The following is a 26962-nucleotide window of genomic DNA, read 5'->3' as shown; positions in this document are numbered from 1 at the left end:
TTAATCAGGTATCCAAGGGGAATTAAGGGGATATTTGGGTAAAATCAGGAGTAATTAGGAGCGGAAATAGACGAAAACCTATGTTTGGATTTCGGCTGTTGGGGGAAAGGAATTTTGCAAAGGTCTCAGGCCGTCTGAAATCCCGATCGGTTTCAGACGGCCTTTATTCATTCATACGATACCTTATTCTTCAGACGCGGCTTCCGCTTCTTCTTGAACAGATTCTTCGCTCAGCGTGCCTTTGGTAGAAGGCGTTTGACCAATCATGCGCGGATCGTATTCGACCGCCATGCGCAAGGCGCGGCCGAAGGCTTTGAAAACGGTCTCAGCTTGATGGTGCGCATTACGGCCGCTCAAGTTATCGATGTGCAAGGTCATCATGCTGTGATTTACAAGACCGTGGAAAAATTCTTCAAACAAATCGACATCAAAACGGCCGATCAGAGCGCGAGTAAAGTCGATGTTGTACACCAAACCAGGACGACCGGAAAGGTCGATGACTACACGGCTCAATGCTTCATCCAGCGGAACATAGGCATGACCATAACGGGTGATGCCGGTTTTATTGCCAAGCGCCTGTTTCAGAGCCTGACCCACCACGATACCGATGTCTTCAACTGTGTGATGGTCGTCAATGTGCAAATCGCCTTTGCAGGTAATATCCAAGTCAATCAAACCATGACGCGCTACTTGAGCAAGCATATGCTCAAGGAACGGAACGCCGGTATCCAGACGATATTTACCGGTACCGTCAAGATTGAGGCTGACGGTAATTTGGGTTTCGCAGGTATTACGGGTAACAGTAACAAAACGGCCTTCGGTTGAAACACCAGCTTCGGCTGCTTCGACAGTTTGTTTTTCCAAACGCGCGGCTTCAACCGCTGCTGCTTTTTCTTGATCTTTGCTGTGGTCACGGTTCAGCCAGCCTTTGCGTTTGTGCATGCCGGCTTCCAACTTCGCAGCCAGGCTCGGACGAATGCCGCGCGCAGACTCATCGCCTGCTTGTTGTTCCAAACGGCGTTTGAGCTGAGACAAAGAGGCGGAGTTTTCATAACCGCATGCGCGTGCAAGCTTGGTCAATGAACCCGCTTCTTCAACCAGTAACAGAAAATTGGTCAAATGCAGTTGAGCTTTGTTCATAATGGTAGTTTCCTTGGAATCAAAGATTGGGGTAAAGATTTCTAATAACAGCCAAGACAGCATCATTTTGCGCTGCCGAGCCTATGGTTATGCGGACACACTGATCCAAAAGCGGATGGCTGCCATGCAGTTTTTTAATCAGTATGCGGTTTTGCTTCAATGTTTCAAACAGCCCGTTCGCATCAGGAACACGAACGGTAATAAAGTTGGCTTCGCTCGGAAAAACTTCCAAACGGTTTAATTTCAACAATTCATTCACCACGCGCGAACGCTCGTTTTTTAATGTATCAATGTTTTGCTGAATGATTGGATGATGTTTCAATGAGAATTTTGCCGCTGCCAAGCTTAATTGATTCATATTGTAAGGCGGAAGAATTTTAGCCAGTTCACCCATAATGCTTGGACTTGCCGCCGCATACCCCATCCGCAAGCCAGCAAAGCCGATTTTACTGATGGTGCGCATTACGACCAAGTTTTCGACTTCGCCCGCCCACGGAAGGAAGCTGTCATGATGAAACGCACCATATGCCTCATCGACAACCACAATGCCGGTAGCCGCACGAATAACCGCCTCTACTTCTTCTCGTTTAAAGCACACGCCGGTCGGATTATTGGGGTAAGCAATAAAAATTAATGACGGCTGGTGTTGCTCAATGGCGATCAAAACAGCAGGGAGATTTAAAGAAAAATCCGGATTTAAGGGAACGCCGACATATTCCATGCCATAAAGCGCGGCATTATGACGATACATAACGAAACTTGGCTCAATACCCAATACACGCGCATTTGGTTTGGCAACCAGCATAGTCAAAAACTGGATAAGCTCGTCGGAGCCGTTACCCAACGCGATTTCCGCCTTATCGGGAATACCGAAAACCTCCCTCAATTCTTCATAAATACCGCTCTTGGCAGTATGGGGATACAAATGAATCGGTGCCTGCTTTGCCAAATCCGCCCATTCCGACAATAAAGATTCATACCCGGCGAAAGGATGATGCGGACACTCCATGGCGTCCAACTTAATAAAACCTTCCGGCAAATCGGCAACCTGATAGGCTGTCATTACTTTAATATCATCACGGATAACATCAGCAACGCGATTCATGGTTTTCTATCCTCCTGAGATCAAGCGTCTATAATAATAACACAATCTTTATTTGATAAATATATTAATAAGACTATAAAACAAGATAAAGTTTCATTCGTTTGAAGAAAAAACAATAAATCCTTTCTTCAGCATCTTTAAGCAATATTCTTGGCTTACCCTGCCTTTTTAGCGGTATAATTTTAAGTTTTCCAGTACGGCTTTACGCCCTCAATATTGTGAACAATACACGCTCCCCATTACCTTATCTTGCAACGTCCATAAGCCTTATCCTGCTGATTCTGCTTTCCTTGTCATGGGAATTGTGGATTGCGCCATTGCGTGAAGGTGGCTCATGGCTGGCACTGAAAGCCCTGCCGCTGTGCCTGCCGTTGACCGGTATTTTGAAAAAACGCATCTACACTTATCAATACAGCTCCATGCTGATTCTGATTTACTTTGCCGAAGCCTGTATGCGCCTGGCTGACACAGCCGTCGCTAGCCGGATTTGCGCCGCCGTTTCCGTATTATTGTGCATTGCTTTTTTCCTCGGCTGCCTTGCATTTATCAAACAACAAAAACACACATCAAAATGACATACCACACACTTTCAGACGACCTGACTGAATCTTCAGTGAAAACCTTTTGGCCTTTATGGCTCAGTTTTCTTTGGGTTTGCGCCGTCCCTTTTCTTTCACTCTACCGAGTCGGTCCACTGCCCAGCTTTTATTTGGAAGCCATCTCACTGAGCGGCTCATTGGTACTAACATCGATTAGCGCACACAAAAGCCTGCTGAATATCCGCCTTCCTGCACTCAGTATCGGCTTGTTTGCCATGGCTGCATTTTGGTCGCTCCAAGCGCGCTTCATGCATTCGACCTACCCCGGCATGAGCGATATTACTGCCTGGACCTTTGTCATTTTGGCACTGGGCGCATGGTCGGTGCGGGGCTGGGTAGCAGCTTACGGACAGGAACGCGTCGTCAGTATCTTTGCTTGGTCTTTATTGATAGGTGCAACCATACAGGCTGCCATCATCTGGCTGCAATTTAAAGGCTGGTCCAACGTGGAATGGTTGAACGGCATCATTGCCCGAAGCAACGGCACCGTAAACGGCCAACTCGGCCAGCGCAATCATTTGGGACATTATTTAATGTGGGGCATTTTGGCGGCATCCTATTTATGGACGGCACGCAAAATGTCCAATACAGCAGGTTTTCTGTTCGTATTGGCTTTGACTGCGACCCTCGGCCTGGTCAACTCGCGCACCATCTTAGGCTACATTGCCGCCCTATTCCTGATTACGCCGTTATGGTTTTGGCGTACCCGTTTCCAACACAAACGCGCACTGTGCATTTTCCTTCTGACCGCCATCCTGGCCGCCGCTTTCCAATTCGGCATGGGCAGCCTATTGGATTTGTTTGGCAACATCAAATACGAAACCGCTGTCGAACGCGCTGGCACCAGCGGTTTTGAAGGCTCCATGCGCCAAATTGAATGGAGCAAGGCATGGATTGCTTTTCAATCCGCACCTTGGTTCGGCCATGGCTGGAACAGCTTTGCCCAGCAAACCTTCCTGATCAATGCCCAACAACAATATTTCCCCAACAACATCCTCGGCGTACTGTTTACCCATTCGCACAATATCGTCATGCAGTTATTATCCGAAATGGGCATTGCCGGCACCTTGCTCGCAACCTTAACCCTGCTTGCAGCCGTATGGCGACTATCGGGCCGCAATCAAACGCCGGCTTCCCTGTTTTTACTGACCGCCGCCGCCGTCAGCCTCTGCCACAGCATGCTCGAATATCCGCTTTGGTATATCTACTTCCTCACCGTATTTAGCCTGATTCTGTCGCTGACACCTTCTTATCCGAAAGATGTTTCAGACGGCCCTTTATCTACCCGAATCAGGCAGTGGGCAGGCGGTATAGCCGCTTTATCAATTTTAATCGGCATGGCAAACCTCAGCTGGGAATATCAAAATCTGACCCAATATAGCCGTGTATGGAAAACCGACGATCCGCAAACAGTTCAAAATAAAATCGACGGCTTGCAGCAGCTTTCCAAAGAAAGCCCCATGCTTGCCTATTACGCCGATTTAAGTTTGAGCAAACGTGCAGACCCGACCGATGCCTACATCCGCCCGTGGGCAGAAGAAGCCGCACTCAAAGCCCTGACCTACCGCCCCTACTCCAGCGCCTACCAAGTCGGCCTTTACCTCTATCGACAAGGTAAAAAAGAAGAAGGTGCGCAATGGATGCAGGCAATGCAATATTATTATCCTTATATGATGTATTTCTACGCCGACAAAATACGCAGTCACCCGGCATTCGCTCCCTTGCTGCCCAAACTTTTGTCCGATTGCAAAGATTTCATCAACGCACCGAAACACCAAACCGCCCAATCATGCGACAAACCCTGAACAAAACACACCTAATTGTCAGTTTGTCCTTACAGGCCGTCTGAAAATGTAAAGAGCAGCGAGTTTCTATGCAAAAAAGCGCAAAAGCACAGAAAATTACGCTATCAACAAAAGCAGATTGCATGTTAAGATTGAACACAACTCTATTTTAAGCGCCGTACTGCCATTTAGTACCGCGGCGCATACAATCACGAAAAGGAAATTCCATGAGTCGCGTATTACTCGTAGATGACGATGCCCTCTTGACCGAATTGCTGACCGAATACCTGACTGCCGAAGGCCTCAACGTTCATAGCGTTCCCGACGGCGAAGCCGGCGTTCAAGAAATTCTGACCGGACAATACGATGTCGTCGTATTAGACTCCATGATGCCTAAAATGAACGGTTTGGACGTTCTGAAAAACGTACGCACCCAAAGCACTGTGCCCATCATCATGCTGACTGCAAAAGGTGACGACATCGACCGCATTATCGGTTTGGAAATGGGTGCGGACGATTATGTACCGAAACCATGCACGCCGCGCGAACTCTTGGCGCGTATCAACGCCATCTTGCGCCGTGCACAACACAGCAACGAACAAAACAACGCGCCTAACAGCATTTCGGTCAGCGACGTTGTCCTCTATCCTGCTAAACGCCAAGCCAGCATCAAAGACACTCCGCTTGAATTGACCAGCACCGAGTTCAATCTGCTCGAAGTTTTGATGCGCCACGCCGGACAAGTTGTCAGCAAAGAAACTCTGTCTATCGAGGCACTCGACCGCAAACTGGCTAAATTTGACCGCAGCATCGATGTACACATCTCCAGCATCCGCCACAAATTGGGCGATGCCTCCCTGATTCAAACTGTACGCGGCTTAGGCTACCTGTTTGTTAAAAACTAAAGATTAAACAGATCAATGAAACTGTTTCAACGCATCTTCGCCACATTTTGCGCAGTCATCGTCTGCGCAATCTTTGTGGCGAGTTTTTCATTTTGGCTGGTACAAAACACCCTTGCCGAAAACCAATTCAACCAACGCCGCACCATCGAAACCACATTGATGAGCAGCATCGTTTCCGCATTTAACTCACGCGGAGACAGCGGTGCGCGCGAAATTCTTTCCGAATGGAAAAACAATCCGGTTTCCAATGCCGTTTATGTCATTGCCGGCGACGATAAAAAAGACATTTTAGGCCGCAATATCGACAGCCTGTCCATCGAACGCGCCCGCATCTTTGCCATCAACAACCCCGAATCCGATTTAGCCCACATCGAATACGACCGCTTCGGCGAAGAATACCTCTTCTTCATTAAAGGCTGGGACAATCATCAAGCCCAGCGCCTCCCCAGCCCGCTCTTCATTCCCGGCCTGCCGCTTTCGCCTATTTGGCACGAATTTATTATTCTGTCTTTCATCATCATCGTCGGCCTGCTGATGGCATACATCCTTGCCAACAACATTACCAAGCCTATCAAAATTCTTGGCGGCGGCATGGACAGAGTAGCCAACGGCGAACTCGAAACCCGCATTTCCCAACAAGTTGACGACCGTGACGACGAATTGTCCCACCTTGCCGTGCAGTTCGATAAAATGGCCGAGAAACTTGAAAAACTTGTTGCCAAAGAGCGCCACCTGCTCCACCACGTTTCTCATGAAATGCGCTCGCCGCTGGCGCGCATGCAGGCAATTGTCGGCCTGATTCAATCTCAGCCGCAAAAACAAGAGCAATACCTCAAGCGGCTTGAAGGCGAATTGGTGCGCATGGATACTTTGGTAGGTGAATTATTGACCCTCTCCCGCCTAGAGACTTCCAATATTCCTTTGGAAAAAGAAAACCTCAAACTCGTTCCTTTCCTGACCAACTTGATTGAGGATAACCAAAGCATTGCCCACCAAAACAACCAAAGCGTTACCCTGAGCATTGATCCAAAAATCCCCGAAAATGCCGTAGTCAGCGCCAACGAAGGCTATCTATACCGCGCCTTTGACAACGTTATCCGCAATGCCATCAATTACAGTCCGGAAGGCAGCACCATTCAAACCCATATCGGACAAGACGGCAAAAACTGGATTATCGATGTTACCGACAACGGGCCAGGCGTAGATGAAATGCAGCTTCCGCATATTTTCACCGCCTTTTATCGCGCCGACTCCAGCGCGCACAAGCCCGGTACAGGTTTAGGACTTGCCTTGACGCAGCACATTATGGAACAGCACTGCGGTAAAATCATTGCTGAAAATGTCAAACCCAACGGCCTGAGGATGCGTTTTATCCTTCCCAAAAAGAAAGCCGGAGACAAAAAAGAAGTCTAAAAATAAGGCCGTCTGAAACTTTTCAGACGGCCAAAAACACAAATAAGGAACCATCATGAGCGCAACAGCCCAAACCGGCTACTTCTTCATGCCTGAACACATCATCCTCGTCGGCGCCAGCGAACGTCCGCACAGCCTTGGCGAACGCATTTTCAGCCACCTGCTCGGTTCCTCATATCAAGGCAAAATCACTCCCGTCAATCTTCGACACAGCAGTGTCGCAGGCATTCCCTCCTACTCCAGCCTCAGCAAAATTCCGGGCCAAGCCGATTTGGTTGTTGCCGTTATCCCGCCCGATCATTACGACTCGCTGTTCAAGGCCTGCCGTAAAAAAAACCTGCGCCACATTATCCTGATTCAAGATTGGGAAAACCTGCCACCCGAATCCTGCAAAAACACCCGTTCCATTATTCAAAAATATCACGGCGACGAATTGAACATCACCGTATGCAACAGCGCAGGCATCCAACTTCCCTCGCTCAACCTCAACATCGGCACCCAAACCGACTATCCCGCCGGTCATATCGCATTACTGACCGGCCACAGCACCGTCAGCCGCAACATCAACCACCTGCTGAACACGCTGCACCAAGGCGCATCACGCCACATCAGCCTCAACTATGACCTAAGCCCCACTACATCCGCCGACTGGCTCAACCGCTTCGGCCACAACCGCCATACCAAAGTTGCCGTTATCCACTACAATCCGGCCGAAAACCAACGCGAGCTGTTCAGTGCCATCCGCCACTTCACACGCCACACTCCGCTTATCCTGTTGTCCACACACTACACCGACGACACAAACAAAGCCATCCTGCACAGCCTCAGCCGCCATTGCAATTTCCAACCGGTATTCAATAACGCCGAACTGGAAGCAGCCCTAAAAGCCCACCTTTCCGGCATTCCCGTCATTACCAACCCCACCATTCTGTCCGACACGCCGATAGAATGGCTGCGCACTACCGCCAACGCCTGCGAATTGACCCTCGACCTCCCAACCGATGCACCATCCATCCGACAAGGCTGCATCGGCAGCAACCCCACGCCTGCACGCATCCACCGTCTGGCGATCGAACAATTACAAAATCCGCATACTCAAGCCCTGCTCGGCATTATTTCGCCAGATACGCCGGATGCGTACAGCATTCATCAAACTCTAGATAATTTGGCACAAAAAACCAGTAAGCCCATTCTCGTCAGCTATCGTTTTTCAGACGGCCTGACTCGGTTTAACACACCGGAAGAAGCCTTGCTGACACTTTATTTCCGCAATCAAACAGCCTATTTGCAACAGGTGCAAAATACCCCTGCGCCAGCCAAAACAGGCCGTCTGAAAACACCTAAAAGCAAAAGTATCGATAAAGCCATTGCATCCGGCCAAACCGAACTGATGGCGGAAGCCCTATACCTGCCTCCGTGCCAAACCCAAAAACACAATACCGTCCAGTTCCGGTTCAGCCGCCATGCCATTTACGGCAATATCCTTTCCGCCCATTACAACGGCAAAACCGAAGCCGCATTACCTCCATTTACCACACTCGATATCCAACGTTTAAGCCAATTTGCAGAACTCTACAACACTTCCGTTCTCAATCAATTCCTGCATTCCCTAAACACGCTTATCCACAACAACCAGCATATCGGCGACATCATCCTCAACTACAACGGCAGCCAATACAGCAGCACCATCATTCCCGAAATCGTGGAAAAACCTGTTGCACCAACAACCAAAATCCCAAAAAAAGCCGTCCAAACCTTAGAACAGGCCGCCGCTAAAATGCAAAGTGCCGCCGCCTACCTCCAACAAAAAAATCCGGCCGCAGCCGAATTCCTACGCAACACCGGCGAAGCCGCGTCCGAGCTGCTGCACCCTAAAACCGAAACGCCCGAGATACAAAACGTACTCGCACCCTATCCGAGCCAAACCGATACATTTACCCTACCCGACGGCAACACACTGCACATCCGCGCACTAGAACCTGAAGATGCCGAAGCCAAACAAAAATTTGTCCGCCAATTACCCGCGGCCGACCGCTATACTCGCTTCATGACCCATACCAACGAGTTACCGCTACCCACACTCGCACGGCTGACCCGTCCCGATTTCCATACCGAATGCGCATGGGCAGCCTTCGCTTCAGACGGCCGTATCGTCGCAGTTAGCCGTTACAGCCGCATCAATCGTAATGAGTGTGAGTTCGGCATTACTTTAGCACCTGAAACACGCAAAACCGGCTTGGCTGGCAAAATGATGAGCCTCATTATCCAAACTGCCACACAGCAAGGTTATCAAATCATGAATGCGGAAATCCTCAAAGAAAACACCCCAATGCTCAAACTCGCTGAAAAATCAGGATTTACCGTTACCCCGTCGGAAACCGACCGCGGCCTGTATCAAGCCAGCCTCGATTTGAACGAATGGCAAAACAGCAACAAAAACAAATAAAAACTTGCATAACCCGTGTGAAATATCCTAAAATTAGCGGTTTCTATATATCCGCATTTTTCAAAAGGACTCAAAATGGTAGTTATCCGTTTGGCTCGCGGCGGCTCAAAACACCGCCCTTTCTTCAACGTAGTCGTAACTGACTCTCGCAACCGTCGTGACGGCCGCTTCATCGAGCGCGTAGGTTTCTACAACCCCGTTGCCAACGAAAAACAAGAACGCGTACGTTTCGACGCAGACCGCATCAACCATTGGGTTGCTCAAGGCGCGAAAGTTAGCGACGCAGTTGCCAAACTGATTAAAGAGCAAAAAATCGCTGCTTAATCAGCCGAAACGACCATGACAGACACTCAAAAACGGGTAGCCATGGGCTACATCAAAGGTGTATTCGGCATTAAAGGCTGGCTTAAAATTGCCGCCAATACCGAATATACCGACAGCCTGCTGGACTACCCCGAGTGGCAGTTGTGCAAGGATGGCAAAACCCTGAATGTTGTGCTTGAGGCAGGTAAAATTGTCAATGGCGAACTTCAGGTCAAATTTGAAGGTATAGACGATCGCGACCAAGCCTTTGCCTTGCGCGGCTATACCATCGAAATCCCCAGAGAGTCATTCGCCCCTACTGAGGAAGACGAATACTACTGGACAGATTTAGTCTGCATGACCGTCATCAACAAAGAAAACATCGTTCTCGGCAAAGTCAGCAACCTGATGGAAACCGGTGCAAATGATGTTTTGATGATTAAAGGCGAACACGGACAAATCCTGATTCCCTTTGTCTCCAACTATATCGAATCTGTCGATACCGACAGCAAAACCATTATCGCCGACTGGGGTTTGGACTACTGATGCTGATCCAAGCCATCACCATTTTCCCAGAGATGTTCGACAGCATTGTTGAATATGGCGTTACAGGCAGAGCAAGAAAACAAAATCTTTGGCAGTTTCAAGCCATCAATCCCCGAAAATTTGCCGATAACAAACTTGGCTATATTGATGATCGCCCCTTCGGAGGTGGTCCGGGAATGATTATGATGGCGCCGCCGCTTCAAGCAGCAATTGAAGAAGCCAAAGCAAACTCGCAAAAACCTGCCAAAGTAATTTATCTCAGTCCGCAAGGTCAGCCGCTGACACATAAAAAAGCTGCAGAACTTGCCGAACTGCCCCATCTTGTTCTTCTATGCGGACGCTATGAAGGCATAGATGAAAGACTGCTGCAAAGCAGTGTGGACGAAGAAATCAGCATTGGCGACTTTGTCGTCTCGGGCGGTGAATTACCCGCCATGATGTTGATGGATGCCGTCTTAAGATTGGTTCCGGGTGTATTGGGCGATATACAGTCAGCCGAACAAGACTCGTTTTCAGACGGCCTTTTAGACTGTCCTCATTACACCAAACCCGTAGAATTCCAAGGCATGATGGTTCCCGAGGTCTTACGCTCAGGAAATCATGGCTTGATTGCCGAGTGGCGATTGAAACAATCCCTGCGACGCACTTTAGAGCGCCGACCTGATTTATTGGAAAAGCGCAGTTTAATCCCAAAGGAATCCCGCCTCTTAAAAGAAATCTTGCAAGAGCAACAGGAAATCCAATCATAACTTAGGAAAAACAAATGAACTTGATTCAACAATTAGAGCAAGAAGAAATCGCTCGCTTGAACAAAGAAATCCCTGAATTCGCTCCAGGCGACACCGTTGTCGTATCTGTACGCGTGGTTGAGGGTTCTCGCAGCCGTCTGCAAGCATACGAAGGTGTTGTTATCGCTCGCCGCAACCGTGGCCTGAACAGCAACTTCATCGTTCGCAAAATCTCTAGCGGCGAAGGTGTAGAACGTACTTTCCAACTGTACTCTCCTACCGTAGAAAAAATCGAAGTTAAACGCCGTGGTGACGTACGTCGCGCCAAACTGTACTACTTGCGCGGCCTGACCGGTAAAGCAGCTCGCATTAAAGAAAAATTGCCTGCTCGCAAAGGTTAATAGCCTTCATCAAAAACCCACTTCAATGAAGTGGGTTTTTTGTTTTTATACAAGATCTCCTCGTCTTTCTTACACCAATCCTGCAAGCCAACCACAATCTCCATTTTACATATAAACTTAAACAGAATCGTAACTTACCTACCTCTTTTAACCTTTATAAAAAAGGCCGTCTGAAACAAAAGATTCAGACGGCCTTTAATAACATCGGACGGTTATTTAAACCATCTTGCCAATGCTGGGATACGTGATAACAACAATGTATCCAAAATCCAAATCACAGCGATTGCGGCTATGGCTGTTGGGAAAATCACAGCCAAAATCAGAAGTGGTACAGCCATTGCCCACCATGCCGGCAATTTGATTTTCTGTGCAGGAGGAACCAAACCACGTGCTTCCGCAGGACGGCGTTTCCACCACATCACACAGCCGCTGATGCAGACGAAAATGACTGCCAAGCAGAACAAAACGTTCGCCAGCACACTCCACCAACCCATCGTGCCGATATGCAGCGCAATGCTGACCGCCATGAATTTACCAAACCAGTTGTAATCATCGAAATGAATATCAGCCAGGATTTTGCCACTGTATTGATCAATGTGTACCGTACGATCCGCAGTCGGACTAATCATATCGTAGCTCATTGAGTCTTGCGACAGCGTCCATACGCCGGTTTCACCTTTAGGCAGGTTCAACTGATAGCGGCCTTTAAAGCCAATTTCGCGCGCAAAGCGGTCAACCGTCTCCAACGTCATCGGCTCACTCGGATTAATGCCATTTTCGCCCATTGTCGTACCGGAAACCGGCATAGGCGTCAGCTCCAAAATCCACGGAACTTCTTTAGATTTACCGTCATTCAGCACATCACCATGGGTTGGTACGGAAGATACCGGATTAGGCTCCACGCCCCATTTACCCGCAGGAAATTGGCTCCACGCCTGAACCACTTTACCGCCCCAAATACCTGCCCAAGCAATACCTGACAGACAGAACAGCAATAAAATCAAAGAAATCCAAGAGCCAAATGCACCGTGCAGGTTGCGCCACCAAGAACGACCTTTGCCTGCTTTAGGCAAAAAAACAGCCTTCAGACTACGCTGTTTTATCCACCACAAATAAATACCGGTCACAATCATGATGATGGTTAGCGACGCAGCGGTTTCCAACAGGTAGTCACCTGTCGCCCCTAGCATAATATCGCCGTGGATTTCGTCCATCGTGTGATACCAGCCTTGCCCGCGCAGCATCGTATTCACGACTTTTGCCGTATAGGGATCAACGGCAACCATAGTGGCTTTATCGTCATTGTTTACGCGGAATACGGCAACCATATCATCTGCGCGCGGCGCAATATATTGCACCACAGAGGCAGTTTCCGGATTCACAAACTGTCTGGCAGCTTCAGCCTGAGCCGACAAAGGCTGCACCACTGCCTGCGGCGTAATATGTATGCGTTCGCCTTCTTTACCAGTGATATTGGCAAATAGCAGCATTCCCAACCCTGTAACAGCGAGCAGGGTTAAAAACGGCGCAACCAAAAGTCCGGCATAAAAATGCCATCGCCAAACAGTCAAATAACGGCGGTTAGCCTGTTGTTCATTTTGGGAAGTTGGTTTTGTTTCCATATATTCTCTTTATATAGTTAAAGCAGACTAATTATTACGAATTAGCATCAGACATTTTAATCAAAAACATTTATTTAAGAAACCGTTTTTCCCATGCAGCTTTGAAATACTTCAATATTTAGTTTTCAGGCCGTCTGAAAAAACAAAATAGACAGAAAACAACACTTTACTGAAAATCCGTTTTAATCATTGCGGTTTCGGCAGAATTTGGTAGAATACAGGCATTACTTATTTATTCATCAAGCCGCCAAGCTTTGGCGGCTTGTATTTTTATTTCCAATCCGGCTACCGCGCGTGGCCGGATAAAATTTTAAAAGCATCATCATGCTTTCATGGAGAACTCAATGCAAAAAATCCCTTTGACCGTCCGTGGTGCAGAATTGTTGAAACAAGAACTTCAACACCTCAAAAGCGTAGCACGTCCAGAAGTCATTGAAGCCATCGCCGAAGCACGTTCACACGGCGACTTGTCTGAAAACGCAGAATACGAAGCTGCCAAAGAACGTCAAGGCTTTATCGAAGGTCGTATCGCCGAGCTGGAACACAAACTCTCTATGGCGCATATCATCAACCCTGCCGAAATCCATGCAGAAGGCAAAATTGTGTTCGGCACAACTGTGACACTGGAAGATTTGGAAACTGAAGAACAAGTTACCTACCAAATCGTCGGTGAAGATGAAGCAGACATCAAAGAACGCAAAATCTACGTTGGCTCCCCCATTGCCCGCGCCCTGATCGGCAAAGAAGAAGGCGACGTTGCAGAAGTTCAAGCACCCGGCGGCGTGCGTGAATATGACATCATTGCCGTGCAATATATTTAAATAAACAAAAGGCCGTCTGAAAACATTTTCAGACGGCCTTTTGTTGTACCTAAAAACACCATAATTAAAGAAAACAAAATCTTCCCAAGAGAAGCATAATGAATCTACTGTACAAAATTATCCAAACCGCTGCCGCCATGTGGCTTGGTATGCAGCTGACAGCAGGCTATGTTACTGCCCCGATCCTGTTCCGCCTCCTGCCCAAAATGCAGGCGGGAGAAATTGCCGGCATTTTGTTTGCCATTACAGCGATATGTGGCTTAGTTATTTTTAGCGCAGCCTATGCCTTTTTCAGAAAACAGCTGGCCTCACTTTCTTGGTGGATATTGGTCCTTTGGCTACTCTTAGCCTGCAACCACCTTTTGGTTACGCCGGTTATCGAGGCACACAAGTACGGACTAGATAACTGGTTACTGTCCCTAGTAGGTGGAACATTCGGCGTTTGGCACGGCTTATCCAGTATCATCTTTTTGATTTGTACAATACTCGCCGCTGTTTGCGTATGGAAATGGCCCAAGCCAAACTAAGCTGTCTTAATAAAAGGCCGTCTGAAAATAAGTCTTTCAGACGGCCTGAGACCTTTGCAAAAAAGCCCTTCCTTCGACAGCTGAAACTCCAAAACAGGTTTTCGGCTATTTCCCTCCCCCAATACCTCCTAATTTTACCCAAATACCCCCTTAATCCTCTCCGGATACCCCATAATCAGGCATCCGGGCCGCTTTTTAGGCAGCAACAGACACACTTAGCCTGTTGGCGGCTTTCAACAGGTTTAAACACATCGCCTTCAGATGGCTTTGCGCACTCACTTTGCTCAGTCCGAAGTAGGCTGCCCGCACATAGCGGAATTTACGGTGCAGTGTACCGAAGCTTTGTTCGACCACATAACGGGTCTTCGACAAATATCGGTTACGTTTGGTTTGCACTTCCGACAGCGGACGGTTACGGTGTGCTTTGCGCATAATGCCGTCCTGCAGCCAACGCTCTTCCAGATGTTGCCGGTTTTCCTCACTGTCATAGCCTTTGTCGGCATAAACGGTCGTACCTTTGGGCAAACCTTCCAATAAAGGCGACAGGTGTTTACACTCATGGGCATTGGCGGGAGTGATGTGCAGTTTCTCGATATAGCCTTCCGCATCGGTACGGGTATGTTGTTTGTACCCGAGTTTGTAGAGGCCGTTTTTCTTTATTCAACGGGCATCGCTGTCTTTACTCGGTGTGGTTTGGCCGCTGACTTGTCCTTCTTCATCGACTTCTATGGCCTGGCGCTGTTTGCTGCCGGCAGTCTGAATAATGGTGGCGTCAACGACGGCGGCGGATGCTTTCTCTACTTTTAAGCCTTTTTCGGTCAGTTGGCGGTTGATCAGTTCCAGCAGTTCGGACAGGGTGTCGTCTTGCGCCAACCAGTTGCGGTAGCGGCATAAGGTGCTGTAATCGGGGATGCTCAGTTCGTCAAAACGGCAAAACAGGTTGAAATCGATGCGGGTGATGAGGCTGTGTTCGAGTTCGGGATCGGATAGGCTGTGCCATTGTCCGAGCAGGACGGCTTTGAACATGGACAACAGGGGATAGGTGGGACGGCCACGGTGGTCTCGAAGGTAACGGGTTCTTTGACGATTCAGGTATTGTTCGATTGGTTGCCAATCAATCACTTGATCCAACTTCAATAGATGGCTTGGGCGGTTTGCTGGAAGAAGGTGGTCATGGAAAATCCCCTAAATGTCTTGGTGGGAATTTAGGGGATTTTGGGGAATTTTGCAAAGGTCTCGGCCTTTTATTTTGAATCATGAATTCCCCGACTCTTCAAATATAAACCATAAAAAAATGCCCTACATATTGCAGGGCATTTTTCACAAACCGATTAAGGTTTAGCGTAACCGTGAACGCCATTGTAAGGAGCTGGGATCCAACCTTCATCAGTAGCAGGCAATTCGCCTTGACCTTCGATAGTTTGGCCTGGAGCAACTTGACGAGTAACAACGCTGCGGATTTTAACATCAACGCGACGGTCAGGTTCGATACAAGCGATAAGATCAGCACGTTTCTTAGCTTTAGAAACTTTTTTGCCCAATTTAGCAACTTCAGCTTCACAAGTAGCAGTCATGCGAGCTTGAGATTCGCCCAGACCTACTGCAGAGATTTTGCTAGAAGCAACGCCACGACCTACCAAGTAGTTAGCTACTACGTTAGCACGACGCTCAGACAGATCTTGGTTGTATTGCTCAGAACCCATGAAGTCAGTGTGACCTTCAACACGTACAGTTTGTACGCTTTCGTTGCTCAGGCGTTGAGCCAAAGAGTTCAGGTTTTCTTGAGCTTCAGGACGCAGGTTGTCTTTGTCGAAGCCGAACAGAGTTTTAGTAGACAGGGAAACAGTTTCATCAACATACTCAGGAGCTTGTTGTACAGGAGCAACTGCTTCACGATCACCACATTCAACACGGCCTTGGGTAGCTTTGTCGAAGTAGCTGTTTTTCCAGCATTCGCCGTAGTTGTTACGGACGATTTCTTGAGATTTGCTGCTTACGGTGTAACCGTGTTTGGTGTGCGCTTCGCTGGCCATAGCGGTGCCAGAGGCAACCAAGGCAACGAACAATGCGCTTAATTTCAGCTGTTTGGTCATTTTATTCCCTCATCAAATTGTTATGCGGCGGACTAGGAAAGCAACCGCTGCAAAGTACCAATATACAGGCCGCAGTATCAAAACAGCGGCAAATCGGATATATCAGGTTGCACTATAAAGAAGCGCAAGGCAAACTGTCAATACTCGATGCCTTCAAACAATCATGAAGTGCCTGCTTCCTAGTAGTTAATCATGCCGAAAAATCAATCTTGTGTCATTAATTTAGGGCAAAATCAGACAATTCATCCACCTAAAGTTGTACAAAAACAACAAAATCCTCTTCCCTCTTCTTTCTTGAATTTTCTGTTTTCATATCATTAAAAGATATTTTCATTAAAAACAAACATTTTCAAAACTCGGGGCAAAACTGGACAAAATATGTTAAATTACATGCCGTTTGTCGCACAAAATCCACAATAACAACGTATCCGGTACTGCCACCATGAAACTGCAACAATTACGTTATGCCCTTGAGGTTTACCGACACAATCTGAATGTCTCTGAAGCCGCCGATGCGCTTTTCACATCTCAGCCTGGCATTTCCAAACAAATCCGCCTGCTTGAAGAAGAATTGGGTATTCAAATTTTTATCCGCAGCGGCAAACGTGTGGTTTCCGTTTCGCAACCGGGCAGAGCCGTATTAGAGATTTCGGAACGGATTTTGCGTGATGTACAAAACATTAAAAATATCGGCAGCGAATTTACCGATCACGACAGCGGCTCGCTGACCATCGCGACAACGCATACCCAGGCGCGCTATGCTTTGCCCAAAATCGTTGCGGAATTTGTCAAAAACTACCCTAAGGTCAATTTGACCATCAAACAAGGCAGCCCCTCTGCCATTGCGCAAATGGTCAGCAGCGGCGAAGCGGATTTGGCAATTATTACTGAACGCATTGACGATCATCCTGAATTGGGCAAGCTGCCCTGCTATGAATGGAACCATGCCGTCATTGTTCCGCATGACCACCCTCTTTTAGACTGCCGCAATCCTTTAAGCCTTGAAGATTTGGCTTCTTTTCCGCTGGTTACTTACGAATTTGCTTTTAATTCCGGCAGCAGCATTGCGCGTACATTTAATAAAGCGCATATTGAGCAACCTGATGTTGCCTTATCGGCTGCCGATACGGATGTATTGAAGACGTATGTTCGCTTAGGCTTGGGTGTTGGTTTGATGGCCAAAATGGCGTACGATCCCGCGGTCGATCAAGATTTACAGCTGATTGATGCGGCGCACTTATTTGAACCGTCGCCCACTTGGATAGCCTTACGCTCGGATACTTACCTGCGCGGTTATACCTATGATTTTATACAGATGTTTGCACCGAAACTGACCCGTGAAGCAGTTGACCGCATTCTGTACACGCCGGTTGTTGAAGATTTTTCAATTTAATATCTGACTATCACTTGCGTAACTTAACAATTATTCTTTAATTCTTGTTAAAAAGGCCGTCTGAAATATTTCAGACGGCCTAAGATTCAGATAGCATGCGAACAACCAGAAACCATTTTCTTCAAGGTTGTCGCATCTAAGATTTTGATGTGCTTGTGTTCAACCGAAATCAAGCCTTCATGATGGAATTTAGACAAGGTGCGGCTGACTGTTTCCAGTTTCAGCCCCAAATAGCTGCCGATTTCCTCACGCGACATCCGCAAGATAAAATCATTGGCGGCGAAGCCTCGTGAATAGAGGCGCTGAGACAAGTTGAGCAAGAATGCTGCCAATCGCTCTTCAGCGCGCATATTGCCCAAAAGCAACATAACGCCCTGATCTCGGACAATTTCGCGGCTCATCAAGCGGAAAAAGTGAGAACGGAGGCTGGGAATATCCTGACCGAGTTCTTCAATATGTGTAAACGGAAGCTCGCATACCTCGCTGTCTTCCAAAGCCACAGCATCACAGCTGTGAATATGGGAACAAATCCCATCCATACCGATCAGCTCGCCCGACATAAAAAAGCCGGTTACCTGATCTCGTCCATCTTGGCTGGCGACTGTTGTCTTAAAGAAGCCCGCACGGATGGCAAACAAAGAGGTAAACGGCTCGCCGGCACGGAACAGGTATTCACCTTTTTTTAGACGGCGGCTTTGACGAATAACCGCATCTAATTGTGAAAATTCGTTAGGCATTAGTCCGACAGGCAAACACAGCTCGCGTAAAGAACATGTGGAACACAAGGTTTTCATTTGATGTGTTGCATTGTGTGTAGCCATAACGCACCTTTAATTTGCTTAATTCTCTCAACCCCTGATTAAGCCGAATAACTATTGACCCATGTCAAAGTCGGCATATCATTATGAGGCATTCTACCAAACTATCGAAATTTTGACTAAAATTTTCCCTAATTTCCTCACTTTATACTACAAGCCCCGACCATGAAAATCATCCCCATCTCAAATAACACCAACACAAACAATGAATTACCGGAATTTGACCGTGAATTGATTGCCAGTTTGCCATCAAGCGGTCCTCGCTATACATCCTATCCGACTGCCGACCGCTTCCATGAAGGCTTTAAAGAAGCCGAATATATCCAAGCTTTAAACCTGCGCAACATGGGCGCGCTCAACAAACCCCTTTCGCTCTACATCCACATTCCCTTCTGCAATACCATCTGCTATTACTGCGGCTGCAATAAAATCATTACCAAAGACAAAAGCCGTGCCGATGCCTATATCCAATATCTGGAAAAAGAAATGGAGTTGCTGGCACCTCATTTAGGCGGAAGACACCAGCTCGCGCAGCTCCACTTCGGCGGCGGTACGCCCACATTCCTGAGCGATGACCAACTCGAACGCGTCTTCGACATGATTCGTAAATACTTCCAGCTGATTCCCAACGGCGAATACTCCATCGAAATCGACCCGCGCAAAGTCAGCCGCGAGACCGTCCTCAAACTGGGCAAACTCGGTTTCAACCGCATGAGTGTCGGTATTCAAGACTTTGACCCTAAAGTGCAGGAAGCCGTCAACCGCATTCAAAGCTACGAAGAAACCAAAGAAGTGATTGATGCCGCGCGTGAAGCCGGGTTTAAATCGGTCAGCGTCGATTTGATTTACGGCCTGCCGCACCAAAACACCGAAAGCATCAAAACCACCATCGACACGGTCTTATCCCTCGATCCCGACCGCCTCGCCCTTTACCACTACGCCCACCTGCCGCATATCTTCAAACCGCAACGCCGTATCGACACCAATGTCGTACCCGGCAGTGAAGAAAAACTCGATATGCTGCAATATTGCGTCCAAACCCTGACTGAGCGAGGCTACGTTTTCATCGGCATGGACCACTTTGCCAAACCTGACGACGAGCTCTCCATCGCACTCAAAGAAGGTTTCCTGCAACGAAATTTCCAAGGTTATTCCACCTATGCCGACTGCGACTTGGTGGCGATCGGCGTGTCCTCTATCGGCAAAATCGGCAGCACCTACTCCCAAAACGAGCGCGATATCGATGCCTATTACGCCGCACTCGACGCAGGACACCTGCCCATCATGCGCGGCTACCAGCTCAATCAAGACGACATTTTGCGCCGCAACATCATTCAGGATTTGATGTGCCGCTTCTCGCTCGACTATCGGATTTACGAAAGCGTGTTCGGCATTCCGTTTAGCCGTTATTTTGCAGCCGAACTGGAAGATATGAAGCAACTGGAAACCCTCGGCCTGGTCCGTCTCAAACCGCACAGCCTGACCGTTACGCCGAAGGGCCGTTTCCTGATCCGCAACATCGCCATGGTGTTCGACTACCATTTACGCCATAAAGAAACCAAAGCCAAATACTCGCAAACTGTATAAACACTTAGGCCGTCTGAAAGTATGTGCTATATTTCAGACGGCCTTTTTTCACATCAAAAGCAACACAAAATGGATCAACCCGATTTCTTCCCCATTCCCAGCCCCTGCATCGGCGTTTGCGAAGCCAATGACAAAGGTTATTGCAAAGGCTGCCTGCGTAGCCGGGAAGAGCGCTTGCACTGGCTCCAGATGACTGACAGCCAAAAGCACCAAGTCATGCACCTTCTATCCCTCAGAAAAGCCAAAATCCGCAACCGCAAAATGGAAAAAACCGAAACGGGCGAACATCCGGTTCAAAACCTGCTCGATTTCTAAATTACCCTTGCCGACCGCACACCACAATAAGGAAAAACATGAAAAAACTGCTTGCCTGCCTGCTTGTGCCATTGACCGCCCTTGCCTTGGGTGCCTGCAAACCCGCCTCAACTTCAACCGACAACAAACCTGCCGAACTTAACTGGCAGCAGCCTAAACTGACCAGCAATGTTTGGAAAATCAGCAAAGAAGGCCAACCAGACTCCTATCTGCTCGGCACCATCCACATGGGGCAAACCAATCAAACCTTGTCTCCCGATGCAGTCAAACTGTTGCAATCCACCGCCCAACTGACGACAGAAGTTGACCCACTACCGGACAGCAGTCTGGAAACAAAAAAAATGTATCAAAAATACTTCCAGGAAGTCATGAGTACCGAACCGCTCAGCCGTAAGCTTGGCAAAGCAGATTTCCGTCTTTTACAAGAAATCTATTCACAAAATGAAGAGAGTCGACCCATCGCCCAAATTGCCGACAAACTCCATCCGTGGGCAGCATTCATTTTTGCCGGCAGCGCATTTCCCCAAGGGTATAGCTCAGAAACCGGTGCAGATATGTTGCTGACCAACGCGGCTGCCGACATCAATAAGCCGCGTGGTTCATTAGAAAGCTTGGACGATGTTACCGCGATCTTCAAAGCCCAGCCTGAAGAAACCATGCTCAACTTTCTGAAAGCCAGTATTAAAACCAATAAAGAAGAAACCGAAGATATCAAAAAACTCCATCAAGCCTATTCAGACGGCCGCTTTGAAGAACTCATCCCACTTTTGGAAGAAACCGAACAACGCACCCTCAAACTTGTTGATACCAAGTACGCCAAAGCCATGTCCGATTGGCTGAAAAACGACCTCCTGATCCGCCGCAACTTGGCATGGCTGCCTGAAATCCGCAAGCAATCCGCCAAACAAAGCACCCTCTTTGCCGTCGGTATTGCCCATTTACCCAGCGAAAAAGGCTTAATCGAACTATTACGTAAAGAAGGCTATCAAGTAACGCCCGAACCCAAAGTCCTGATTTGGCAATAAACCCCAATCCAATGACAAGGCCGTCTGAAAGTCTTTCTTTCAGACGGCCTTTATTTAATCTCTATTAAATGAAGCAGTAAGCAATGTTGAGCGCAAAACTCAATCGCCCAATGCCGCTACCATTACCGCTTTAATCGTGTGCATCCGGTTTTCTGCCTGATCAAACACAATGCTGGCTTCACTTTCAAAAACTTCTTCCGTTACTTCCACACCATTCAGGCCGAATGTCTCATAAATCCATTCGCCGACTTTGGTTTCGCGATTATGGAAAGCAGGCAAGCAATGCATAAACTTGACTTGCGGATTTCCCGCCGCCGCCATCAATTCAGGCGTAACGCGGTAACCTTTCAGCAAATCAATACGCTCCTGCCAAGCCTCTTTAGGCTCACCCATGCTAACCCACACATCGGTATGGATAAAATCCACACCTTTTACGGCTTCCTGAGCATTCTCCGTCAACAGAATCCGTCCGCCTGTCTCTTGGGCAACAGCCTGCACCATCTCGATAATGTTTTCAGACGGCCACAAACTTTTCGGCGCACCGATACGCACATCCATGCCCAGTTTCGCAGCCAACACCAGCAACGAATTGGCCATGTTGTAACGCGCATCGCCGACATACGCAAACGCAATTTGGCTCAAAGGCTTGTCGCTATGCTCGCGCATCGTCAGCGCATCGGCGAGCATTTGGGTCGGGTGGAACTCGTTGGTCAAACCATTGAACACAGGCACGCCTGCATACTTGGCCAGCTCTTCCACCACATCCTGTCCAAAACCGCGATATTCGATACCGTCAAACATCCGCCCCAAAACCCGCGCCGTATCCTTAATACTTTCCTTATGCCCGATTTGGCTGGCAGACGGCTCCAGATAAGTTACCCCTGCACCTTGGTCGCGTGCGGCCACTTCAAACGCGCAGCGGGTACGGGTTGAGGTTTTCTCAAAAATCAGGGCGATGTTTTTCCCCTTCATCCGCTGCACCTCGCGCCCTGCTTTTTTAGCGGCCTTCAATTCGGCGGCAAGGTCGAGATAGGCAGTAATTTCTTCCGGCGTAAAATCCAAAAGTTTTAAAAAATGGCGGTTTTTCAGGCTCATGTCTTATTTCTCTTTTTCTAGTGTGGGCATTGCCCAACATTTTTCTCCATGCAGATTTCGTCAGGCTTCCACCGACCTTCTGCTGCTCAATTTTTTTAACGTGCGAAGCCTGCTCGAAGCATGACCCCTTATCCTCTATCAAAACTCAAAATAAGGCCGTCTGAACTTCGCCTCGCTCCAAGGCAAGCAACGACTGTTTGCGGTTCAAACCGCCTGCGTAGCCGGTCAGCTTGCCGTCGCTGCCGATAACGCGGTGGCAGGGAATCAGGATAGACACCTTATTCTGTCCGTTTGCAGCGGCAACGGCACGAATGGCTTTAGGATTACCCAACTGTTGCGCCTGCTCCTTGTAGCTGCGCGTTTCACCGTAAGGAATGGTCAGCAGCGCATCCCACACCTGCTGTTGAAAGGCTGTACCTATCGTTTCCAAAGGTGTCGCAAAAACTTTCAGACGGCCTTGAAAGTATAAATCCAATTCTTGGCGCAAAAGTTGCGTTTGCTCATTTTCTTGGAAAATAAACTGCCCATGTAAAGCTTTTTGGACAGCCATGATTTCCTGTTCCATATGTTTCTGCCCGACAAATTCCAGCAGACACAAACCCTTGCTACCAAACACCGCCAACATCTCGCCCAACGGCGTGGCAACCGCGGCAACAGTCAGTTCGTTTGGACTATCTGGATAACGTGTTTCCAACAGTCGGATAGCTCGGCGGATACGGACATATTCCTCAGGCGTACAACCGATACAGTCAATAAAATCCTGCTCGAACTGCTTGGCTTCGTGTTCAGTAAGACGCTCGTGCAGCAAGGCTTCGAGAGTAGCGGGAAAGTCAGTTTCCAATTGCTCTCGGATTTCATTCCACTTTGATGGAAGGTCGTTTAAAGAAGGCAGAGTAATCATATTTTGCCTTGTCCAATTATCGATAACTTAAACGAAAACAAAAAGAGCAAAAGAATCATATCGCCCTATCGTTTTTCAAAGCCTATACGGCCTTTTTCACTTAAACAAACGTTTCAACATACCTTCATATACTGCCGACAGCTTCGGAATATCTTCCAAACGTACGTTTTCGTTGATTTGGTGGATGGTCGCATTGGACGGGCCTAATTCGATGAGCTCTTTCGCAATGGCCTTGATGAAGCGTCCGTCCGAAGTGCCGCCGGTGGTGGACAATTCGGCCTCAACACCACAAATCTCGGTAATGGCTTCGCGCGCCACATCGGTCAGTTTGCCCGCGTGGGTTAGGAAAGGTTGGCCTGAACAAGACCACTGCAAATCGTATTGCACGCCGTGTTTGTCCAAAATGGCGTGGACGCGTTGTTTCAGCCCTTCTTCGGTGGACTCGGTAGAGAAACGGAAATTGAATTTGACGTTCAGCTCGCCCGGAATCACATTGGTCGCACCTGTACCGCCGTTGATATTGGAAATTTGGAAACTGGTCGGCGGAAAGTATTCGTTGCCCTCGTCCCAGACTTCTTGTGTCAGCTCTAACAAGGCCGGGGCAAAAGTATGCATGGGATTGATTGCCAAATGCGGATAGGCAATATGGCCTTGCTTGCCTTTGACGTTCAGATTGCCCGACAGCGAGCCACGGCGGCCGTTTTTCAACATATCGCCTAATTTATCCACGGCAGTCGGTTCACCGACGATACAGTAATCAATCAACTCGCCGCGCGCTTTCAACACATCGACGACTTTGGTCGTACCGTCCAGCGCATCACCCTCTTCGTCCGAAGTAATCAGGAGCGCGATGCTGCCTTGATGATTGGGATTTTCGGCAACGAATCGCTCGCAGGCGGTAACAAAACAGGCAATGCTGGTTTTCATATCCGCCGTGCCGCGGCCATACAGACGGCCTTCACGCTCGGTCGGTTCAAACGGTGGCGAATCCCATTTTTCAACAGGGCCTGTCGGCACGACGTCGGTATGTCCGGCAAAGCAGAACACCGGAGCCTGCGTACCTCGGCGCAACCAAACATTTTTGGTGTCGCCAAAATGAAGATCTTCTACGGCAAAACCGATTTTTTGCAGGCGTTCGGCCAGCAGTTGTTGGCAGTTTTGATCATCCGGCGTAACGGACGGGCGGGAAATCAGCGCTTTGGCAAGCTCTAGGGATTGGGTCTCGGTCATATTTGTTCACTTTGAGAAACAGGCCGTCTGAAACGTTCTGAATATAATTTTCAGACGGCCTTGAGTTCATTTGAAGATACTGAATGGGCAGTCTGCCTTTCGGTATTCTGAGTTATTTTCCATGGCAAGCTTCATACAGCGGCAGTAAGTCTTCCACTGTTTCCACTATCCATTTCGCGACATCCTGCTTACCCAAATCATCGCGTTCGATGTGCTTCCCGATACAGAAGAAATCTTTGTCGTCCCGAAGCTTTCTATCGCCGTCGCTTTGTTGGGCGACGGTACGATAATCGTCATATTCGCTTTCCGCGCCGTGCCACATATCGAATGAAGCGTATTTTTCAGTGTCAAAATTATCCAGCCAGCGATTGTAATCAGGCAGCGCGATGGGCGACACATCGGCTTTATAGCAATGCCAGTCCAAGCTGACACTCAAACGGCGGCGGTTAAGCAAAATCGACAAAATCGCTGCAGAATTTTTATATTGTTCGTATTTGAAATAGGCAAAGAAATGAGCGCGGACCTGCCAGCCGTTACACCAGCGTTCGATATGCGGCGGCGCGAACGGTGCACCCAATTCGGCGGCAACCTGCTGGATCAGCTGCTGCCATACCTGCCAGTTTTCTTTATAGTCTGCCTTGATTTGCGGAATGCTTTCAGGCTGGTATTTTTTAAGCTGGGAAAACTGGAAAAAAGGGATATTGAACAAATCGCAACTTTTTGGGGTCAGCATAGTGTATTCCTTGAGACGATTGTTTCAGACAGCCTTATTTACGGCGGCGTGCGGCCATAATTTCGCCGATTTCGGTTAATTTTTCTTTGGGGATAAAGGTTTTGCCCATATCAAACAGCGGCTCTTCAATCGCCAGATGAACATCATATCCTGCGACAAAACGTTTGAATGCTTCGGCATCGGGGATATAGGCGTTGTCCGCTTCAAGCTTGGCAAATTCAGCCGCTACGCCGTCCCAGTTACTATGCAGACTGACATGTTGGCGCAACAGCTCGTCAACGCTTTCTTGAGCTTGCGGCGCATATTGCAATAAAAGCGGAAAGAAGTTTTCTTCTTCATCTTCATGGTGTAACGGCGCGGCAACGTTGAAATACTGGGCAATTTGGCGGATGGTTTGCAAAACAACCTGATTGCAGCCGTTTTCGGCAATATAGTCCGACAACATGGCAACCTGATTGCAGAAACGGCGCACTTTGCCGTGGCAGGCATATAGCATTTCAATGGGTTCGGCAAAAGTAACGCTTTTGGTTTCAAACGGATTCATAGGTTTTATTCTTAAATTAATGTTTCCAGATTATAACAAAACAGCCTGCGCAAGGCAGGCTGTCTGTTTTCAAGCTTTAGGCGGATTAGTCAACCAAAGTAACTTTACCGTTCATCAAAGCACCGTGACCTGGGAAGGTACAAGCGAATTTGTATTCGCCGTCAGCCAGTTTGGCAGGATCCAGGGTCAAAGAAGATTCTTCGCCGCCACCGATCAGTTTGGTGTGGGCAACAACGCGTGCATCATCAGGTTTAACGTAGTCAGTGTCAGCTGCGCCAACGCCATCTTTAAAAATACCGTCCATGTCTTCAGTTTTACCGATGACAATGTTGTGACCCATGCTGGCTTTAGGTTGGGTACCAGTGTGTTTCAGGGTGATGGTGAATTCTTTACAAGCTTTGCTTACTTGGATTTCTTTAGTATTGAACTGCATAGCGTCGTTGGCTTCAACAGTAGTCGCGCAGTTGCCGGCAGCAGGAGCAGCGGCAGCGTCGGCTGGAGCGGCTTCAGAAGCAGGAGCTGCATCAGCAGGTGCAGTAGTTTCTGCAGGGGCAGCTTCGGAAGCAGCAGGGGCTTCAGCAGGTTTTGCAGCTTCTTGAGAGCATGCAGCCAAGCCGATAACGGCAGCGGAAATCAGAGCCAGATAAGCTTTCATTGATGTATCTCCTAATGATGAGAGTTTTGTTAAGTTCTATTAATAGCACCACACGAATATATTAATAAAAGGCAAACGCCAAACTAAAATTTATCCGTATAGCGTGATGTGAAATTCAGGCGTTATTTTGCTACAAACTTCACACGAAATCAAAGTTTCAAGCCAAGTTTACATCAGTTTACCTAAAAGAAAACAGATACTTTTTAGGTCGTATTTCTTTAGTATTAGATGCC

General features: G+C 48.2%; 26 protein-coding genes and 1 pseudogene. 15 read left to right on the top strand and 12 right to left on the bottom strand.

Going from position 1 to position 26962, the window contains the following annotated elements; translation table 11 throughout:
- Positions 1-183 precede the first annotated feature (183 nt).
- Together hisB and hisC are read right to left on the bottom strand one after the other, a co-directional pair.
- Complete coding sequence (hisB, locus tag ACTHTU_RS08070; protein ID WP_440362247.1) at positions 184-1140, bottom strand: imidazoleglycerol-phosphate dehydratase HisB; 957 nt, start codon at positions 1138-1140, stop codon at positions 184-186.
- A gap of 19 nt (positions 1141-1159) precedes the next feature.
- Entirely contained in the window at positions 1160-2245 is a 1086-nt protein-coding gene (gene hisC, locus ACTHTU_RS08065; RefSeq protein WP_440362246.1) for a histidinol-phosphate transaminase, read from the bottom strand.
- A gap of 218 nt (positions 2246-2463) precedes the next feature.
- On the opposite strand from hisC, the gene ACTHTU_RS08060 reads away from it, so the two are divergent.
- From ACTHTU_RS08060 to rplS, 9 genes are all read left to right on the top strand, one after another.
- On the top strand, positions 2464-2820 hold the full coding sequence (locus ACTHTU_RS08060; RefSeq protein ID WP_049336736.1) for a DUF2069 domain-containing protein: 357 nt from the start codon (positions 2464-2466) through the stop codon (positions 2818-2820).
- Positions 2817-4649 carry a Wzy polymerase domain-containing protein gene (locus ACTHTU_RS08055; RefSeq protein ID WP_440362245.1) on the top strand — a complete coding sequence of 611 codons (1833 nt, stop codon included), beginning with the start codon at positions 2817-2819 and terminating at the stop codon, positions 4647-4649. Before ACTHTU_RS08060 ends, ACTHTU_RS08055 begins: the two co-directional genes overlap by 4 nt.
- 206 nt (positions 4650-4855) lie before the next feature.
- Entirely contained in the window at positions 4856-5533 is a 678-nt protein-coding gene (gene misR / locus ACTHTU_RS08050; protein WP_003748666.1) for a two-component system response regulator MisR, read from the top strand.
- 15 nt (positions 5534-5548) lie between these two features.
- Positions 5549-6946, top strand: a complete 1398-nt coding sequence (locus ACTHTU_RS08045) for a HAMP domain-containing sensor histidine kinase (RefSeq protein WP_296183924.1) — start codon at positions 5549-5551, stop codon at positions 6944-6946.
- 55 nt (positions 6947-7001) lie between these two features.
- Positions 7002-9392, top strand: a complete 2391-nt coding sequence (locus ACTHTU_RS08040; RefSeq protein WP_296183926.1) for a bifunctional acetate--CoA ligase family protein/GNAT family N-acetyltransferase — start codon at positions 7002-7004, stop codon at positions 9390-9392.
- A 75-nt stretch (positions 9393-9467) separates the two neighbouring features.
- Positions 9468-9716, top strand: a complete 249-nt coding sequence (gene rpsP, locus ACTHTU_RS08035) for a 30S ribosomal protein S16 (RefSeq protein WP_003684452.1) — start codon at positions 9468-9470, stop codon at positions 9714-9716.
- A gap of 15 nt (positions 9717-9731) precedes the next feature.
- Positions 9732-10241, top strand: a complete 510-nt coding sequence (rimM, locus tag ACTHTU_RS08030) for a ribosome maturation factor RimM (protein ID WP_440362244.1) — start codon at positions 9732-9734, stop codon at positions 10239-10241.
- Positions 10241-10990 (top strand): tRNA (guanosine(37)-N1)-methyltransferase TrmD, encoded by a 750-nt coding sequence (trmD, locus tag ACTHTU_RS08025; protein WP_003679468.1) that lies wholly within the window; start codon positions 10241-10243, stop codon positions 10988-10990. Before rimM ends, trmD begins: the two co-directional genes overlap by 1 nt.
- A 14-nt stretch (positions 10991-11004) precedes the next feature.
- Positions 11005-11370, top strand: a complete 366-nt coding sequence (gene rplS / locus ACTHTU_RS08020) for a 50S ribosomal protein L19 (RefSeq protein WP_003679470.1) — start codon at positions 11005-11007, stop codon at positions 11368-11370.
- 212 nt (positions 11371-11582) lie between these two features.
- Here the strand turns inward: rplS and ACTHTU_RS08015 are convergent, their stop codons facing one another.
- Entirely contained in the window at positions 11583-12992 is a 1410-nt protein-coding gene (locus ACTHTU_RS08015; protein ID WP_440362243.1) for a PepSY-associated TM helix domain-containing protein, read from the bottom strand.
- Positions 12993-13336: 344 nt separating this feature from the next.
- On the opposite strand from ACTHTU_RS08015, the gene greA reads away from it, so the two are divergent.
- Together greA and ACTHTU_RS08005 are read left to right on the top strand one after the other, a co-directional pair.
- Positions 13337-13813 carry a transcription elongation factor GreA gene (gene greA / locus ACTHTU_RS08010; protein ID WP_003684304.1) on the top strand — a complete coding sequence of 159 codons (477 nt, stop codon included), beginning with the start codon at positions 13337-13339 and terminating at the stop codon, positions 13811-13813.
- Between the two features lie 98 nt (positions 13814-13911).
- Positions 13912-14340, top strand: a complete 429-nt coding sequence (locus tag ACTHTU_RS08005; RefSeq protein ID WP_440362242.1) for a DUF4149 domain-containing protein — start codon at positions 13912-13914, stop codon at positions 14338-14340.
- 195 nt (positions 14341-14535) lie between these two features.
- Here the strand turns inward: ACTHTU_RS08005 and ACTHTU_RS08000 are convergent.
- Positions 14536-15515 (bottom strand): annotated as a pseudogene (locus ACTHTU_RS08000) (IS5 family transposase).
- Between the two features lie 156 nt (positions 15516-15671).
- Complete coding sequence (locus tag ACTHTU_RS07995; protein ID WP_107868239.1) at positions 15672-16433, bottom strand: OmpA family protein; 762 nt, start codon at positions 16431-16433, stop codon at positions 15672-15674.
- Between the two features lie 442 nt (positions 16434-16875).
- Between ACTHTU_RS07995 and ACTHTU_RS07990 the strand changes: the two genes are divergently transcribed.
- Positions 16876-17826, top strand: a complete 951-nt coding sequence (locus tag ACTHTU_RS07990; RefSeq protein WP_440362241.1) for a CysB family HTH-type transcriptional regulator — start codon at positions 16876-16878, stop codon at positions 17824-17826.
- Between the two features lie 86 nt (positions 17827-17912).
- Here ACTHTU_RS07990 and fnr read toward each other — a convergent pair whose 3' ends face one another.
- On the bottom strand, positions 17913-18647 hold the full coding sequence (gene fnr, locus ACTHTU_RS07985) for a fumarate/nitrate reduction transcriptional regulator Fnr (protein ID WP_039862092.1): 735 nt from the start codon (positions 18645-18647) through the stop codon (positions 17913-17915).
- Positions 18648-18809: 162 nt separating this feature from the next.
- Between fnr and hemN the strand changes: the two genes are divergently transcribed.
- The 3 genes from hemN to ACTHTU_RS07970 all read left to right on the top strand — a co-directional run bounded on the left by hemN (position 18810) and on the right by ACTHTU_RS07970 (position 21571).
- The gene (gene hemN / locus ACTHTU_RS07980; protein ID WP_440362240.1) at positions 18810-20231 is read left to right on the top strand and encodes an oxygen-independent coproporphyrinogen III oxidase; all 1422 of its coding nucleotides are present in this window, start codon (positions 18810-18812) and stop codon (positions 20229-20231) included.
- A gap of 69 nt (positions 20232-20300) precedes the next feature.
- Complete coding sequence (locus tag ACTHTU_RS07975; RefSeq protein ID WP_440362239.1) at positions 20301-20546, top strand: DUF1289 domain-containing protein; 246 nt, start codon at positions 20301-20303, stop codon at positions 20544-20546.
- 38 nt (positions 20547-20584) lie between these two features.
- Positions 20585-21571: a TraB/GumN family protein gene (locus ACTHTU_RS07970; protein WP_440362238.1), complete on the top strand. Its 987-nt coding sequence runs from the start codon at positions 20585-20587 to the stop codon at positions 21569-21571.
- Positions 21572-21670: 99 nt separating this feature from the next.
- On the opposite strand, the gene ACTHTU_RS07965 is transcribed toward ACTHTU_RS07970, so the two are convergent.
- From ACTHTU_RS07965 to azu, 6 genes are all read right to left on the bottom strand, one after another.
- A complete protein-coding gene (locus ACTHTU_RS07965; RefSeq protein ID WP_440362237.1) occupies positions 21671-22666 on the bottom strand; it encodes an ornithine carbamoyltransferase in 996 nt (331 codons plus the stop codon).
- Positions 22667-22811: 145 nt separating this feature from the next.
- Positions 22812-23567, bottom strand: coding sequence for a methylated-DNA--[protein]-cysteine S-methyltransferase (locus ACTHTU_RS07960; RefSeq protein WP_440362236.1), 756 nt, complete (start codon positions 23565-23567; stop codon positions 22812-22814).
- Between the two features lie 96 nt (positions 23568-23663).
- Positions 23664-24797, bottom strand: coding sequence for a succinyl-diaminopimelate desuccinylase (gene dapE, locus ACTHTU_RS07955; protein WP_440362235.1), 1134 nt, complete (start codon positions 24795-24797; stop codon positions 23664-23666).
- A gap of 112 nt (positions 24798-24909) precedes the next feature.
- Positions 24910-25530: a glucose-6-phosphate 1-dehydrogenase family protein gene (locus ACTHTU_RS07950; RefSeq protein WP_004519621.1), complete on the bottom strand. Its 621-nt coding sequence runs from the start codon at positions 25528-25530 to the stop codon at positions 24910-24912.
- Positions 25531-25564: 34 nt separating this feature from the next.
- Positions 25565-26074 carry a hemerythrin domain-containing protein gene (locus ACTHTU_RS07945; protein WP_070584903.1) on the bottom strand — a complete coding sequence of 170 codons (510 nt, stop codon included), beginning with the start codon at positions 26072-26074 and terminating at the stop codon, positions 25565-25567.
- Between the two features lie 85 nt (positions 26075-26159).
- Positions 26160-26729, bottom strand: a complete 570-nt coding sequence (gene azu / locus ACTHTU_RS07940; protein WP_070460143.1) for an azurin — start codon at positions 26727-26729, stop codon at positions 26160-26162.
- Positions 26730-26962 lie beyond the last annotated feature (233 nt).

The organism is Neisseria sp. P0020.S005, from assembly GCF_051957055.1.
Classification (GTDB): Bacteria; Pseudomonadota; Gammaproteobacteria; order Burkholderiales; family Neisseriaceae; genus Neisseria; species Neisseria subflava_A.
This window is presented reverse-complemented; position numbering and strand designations above follow the sequence as displayed.

Excerpts from the sequence above, each read along its gene's own strand:
- hisB (WP_440362247.1), bottom strand. The coding sequence starts at position 1,140 with ATGAACAAAGCTCAACTGCATTTGACCAATTTTCTGTTACTGGTTGAA.
- hisC (WP_440362246.1), bottom strand. The coding sequence starts at position 2,245 with ATGAATCGCGTTGCTGATGTTATCCGTGATGATATTAAAGTAATGACA.
- ACTHTU_RS08055 (WP_440362245.1), top strand. The coding sequence starts at position 2,817 with ATGACATACCACACACTTTCAGACGACCTGACTGAATCTTCAGTGAAA.
- misR (WP_003748666.1), top strand. The coding sequence starts at position 4,856 with ATGAGTCGCGTATTACTCGTAGATGACGATGCCCTCTTGACCGAATTG.
- ACTHTU_RS08045 (WP_296183924.1), top strand. The coding sequence starts at position 5,549 with ATGAAACTGTTTCAACGCATCTTCGCCACATTTTGCGCAGTCATCGTC.
- ACTHTU_RS08040 (WP_296183926.1), top strand. The coding sequence starts at position 7,002 with ATGAGCGCAACAGCCCAAACCGGCTACTTCTTCATGCCTGAACACATC.
- rpsP (WP_003684452.1), top strand. The coding sequence starts at position 9,468 with ATGGTAGTTATCCGTTTGGCTCGCGGCGGCTCAAAACACCGCCCTTTC.
- rimM (WP_440362244.1), top strand. The coding sequence starts at position 9,732 with ATGACAGACACTCAAAAACGGGTAGCCATGGGCTACATCAAAGGTGTA.
- trmD (WP_003679468.1), top strand. The coding sequence starts at position 10,241 with ATGCTGATCCAAGCCATCACCATTTTCCCAGAGATGTTCGACAGCATT.
- rplS (WP_003679470.1), top strand. The coding sequence starts at position 11,005 with ATGAACTTGATTCAACAATTAGAGCAAGAAGAAATCGCTCGCTTGAAC.
- ACTHTU_RS08015 (WP_440362243.1), bottom strand. The coding sequence starts at position 12,992 with ATGGAAACAAAACCAACTTCCCAAAATGAACAACAGGCTAACCGCCGT.
- greA (WP_003684304.1), top strand. The coding sequence starts at position 13,337 with ATGCAAAAAATCCCTTTGACCGTCCGTGGTGCAGAATTGTTGAAACAA.
- ACTHTU_RS08005 (WP_440362242.1), top strand. The coding sequence starts at position 13,912 with ATGAATCTACTGTACAAAATTATCCAAACCGCTGCCGCCATGTGGCTT.
- ACTHTU_RS07995 (WP_107868239.1), bottom strand. The coding sequence starts at position 16,433 with ATGACCAAACAGCTGAAATTAAGCGCATTGTTCGTTGCCTTGGTTGCC.
- ACTHTU_RS07990 (WP_440362241.1), top strand. The coding sequence starts at position 16,876 with ATGAAACTGCAACAATTACGTTATGCCCTTGAGGTTTACCGACACAAT.
- fnr (WP_039862092.1), bottom strand. The coding sequence starts at position 18,647 with ATGGCTACACACAATGCAACACATCAAATGAAAACCTTGTGTTCCACA.
- hemN (WP_440362240.1), top strand. The coding sequence starts at position 18,810 with ATGAAAATCATCCCCATCTCAAATAACACCAACACAAACAATGAATTA.
- ACTHTU_RS07975 (WP_440362239.1), top strand. The coding sequence starts at position 20,301 with ATGGATCAACCCGATTTCTTCCCCATTCCCAGCCCCTGCATCGGCGTT.
- ACTHTU_RS07970 (WP_440362238.1), top strand. The coding sequence starts at position 20,585 with ATGAAAAAACTGCTTGCCTGCCTGCTTGTGCCATTGACCGCCCTTGCC.
- ACTHTU_RS07965 (WP_440362237.1), bottom strand. The coding sequence starts at position 22,666 with ATGAGCCTGAAAAACCGCCATTTTTTAAAACTTTTGGATTTTACGCCG.
- ACTHTU_RS07960 (WP_440362236.1), bottom strand. The coding sequence starts at position 23,567 with ATGATTACTCTGCCTTCTTTAAACGACCTTCCATCAAAGTGGAATGAA.
- dapE (WP_440362235.1), bottom strand. The coding sequence starts at position 24,797 with ATGACCGAGACCCAATCCCTAGAGCTTGCCAAAGCGCTGATTTCCCGC.
- ACTHTU_RS07950 (WP_004519621.1), bottom strand. The coding sequence starts at position 25,530 with ATGCTGACCCCAAAAAGTTGCGATTTGTTCAATATCCCTTTTTTCCAG.
- ACTHTU_RS07945 (WP_070584903.1), bottom strand. The coding sequence starts at position 26,074 with ATGAATCCGTTTGAAACCAAAAGCGTTACTTTTGCCGAACCCATTGAA.
- azu (WP_070460143.1), bottom strand. The coding sequence starts at position 26,729 with ATGAAAGCTTATCTGGCTCTGATTTCCGCTGCCGTTATCGGCTTGGCT.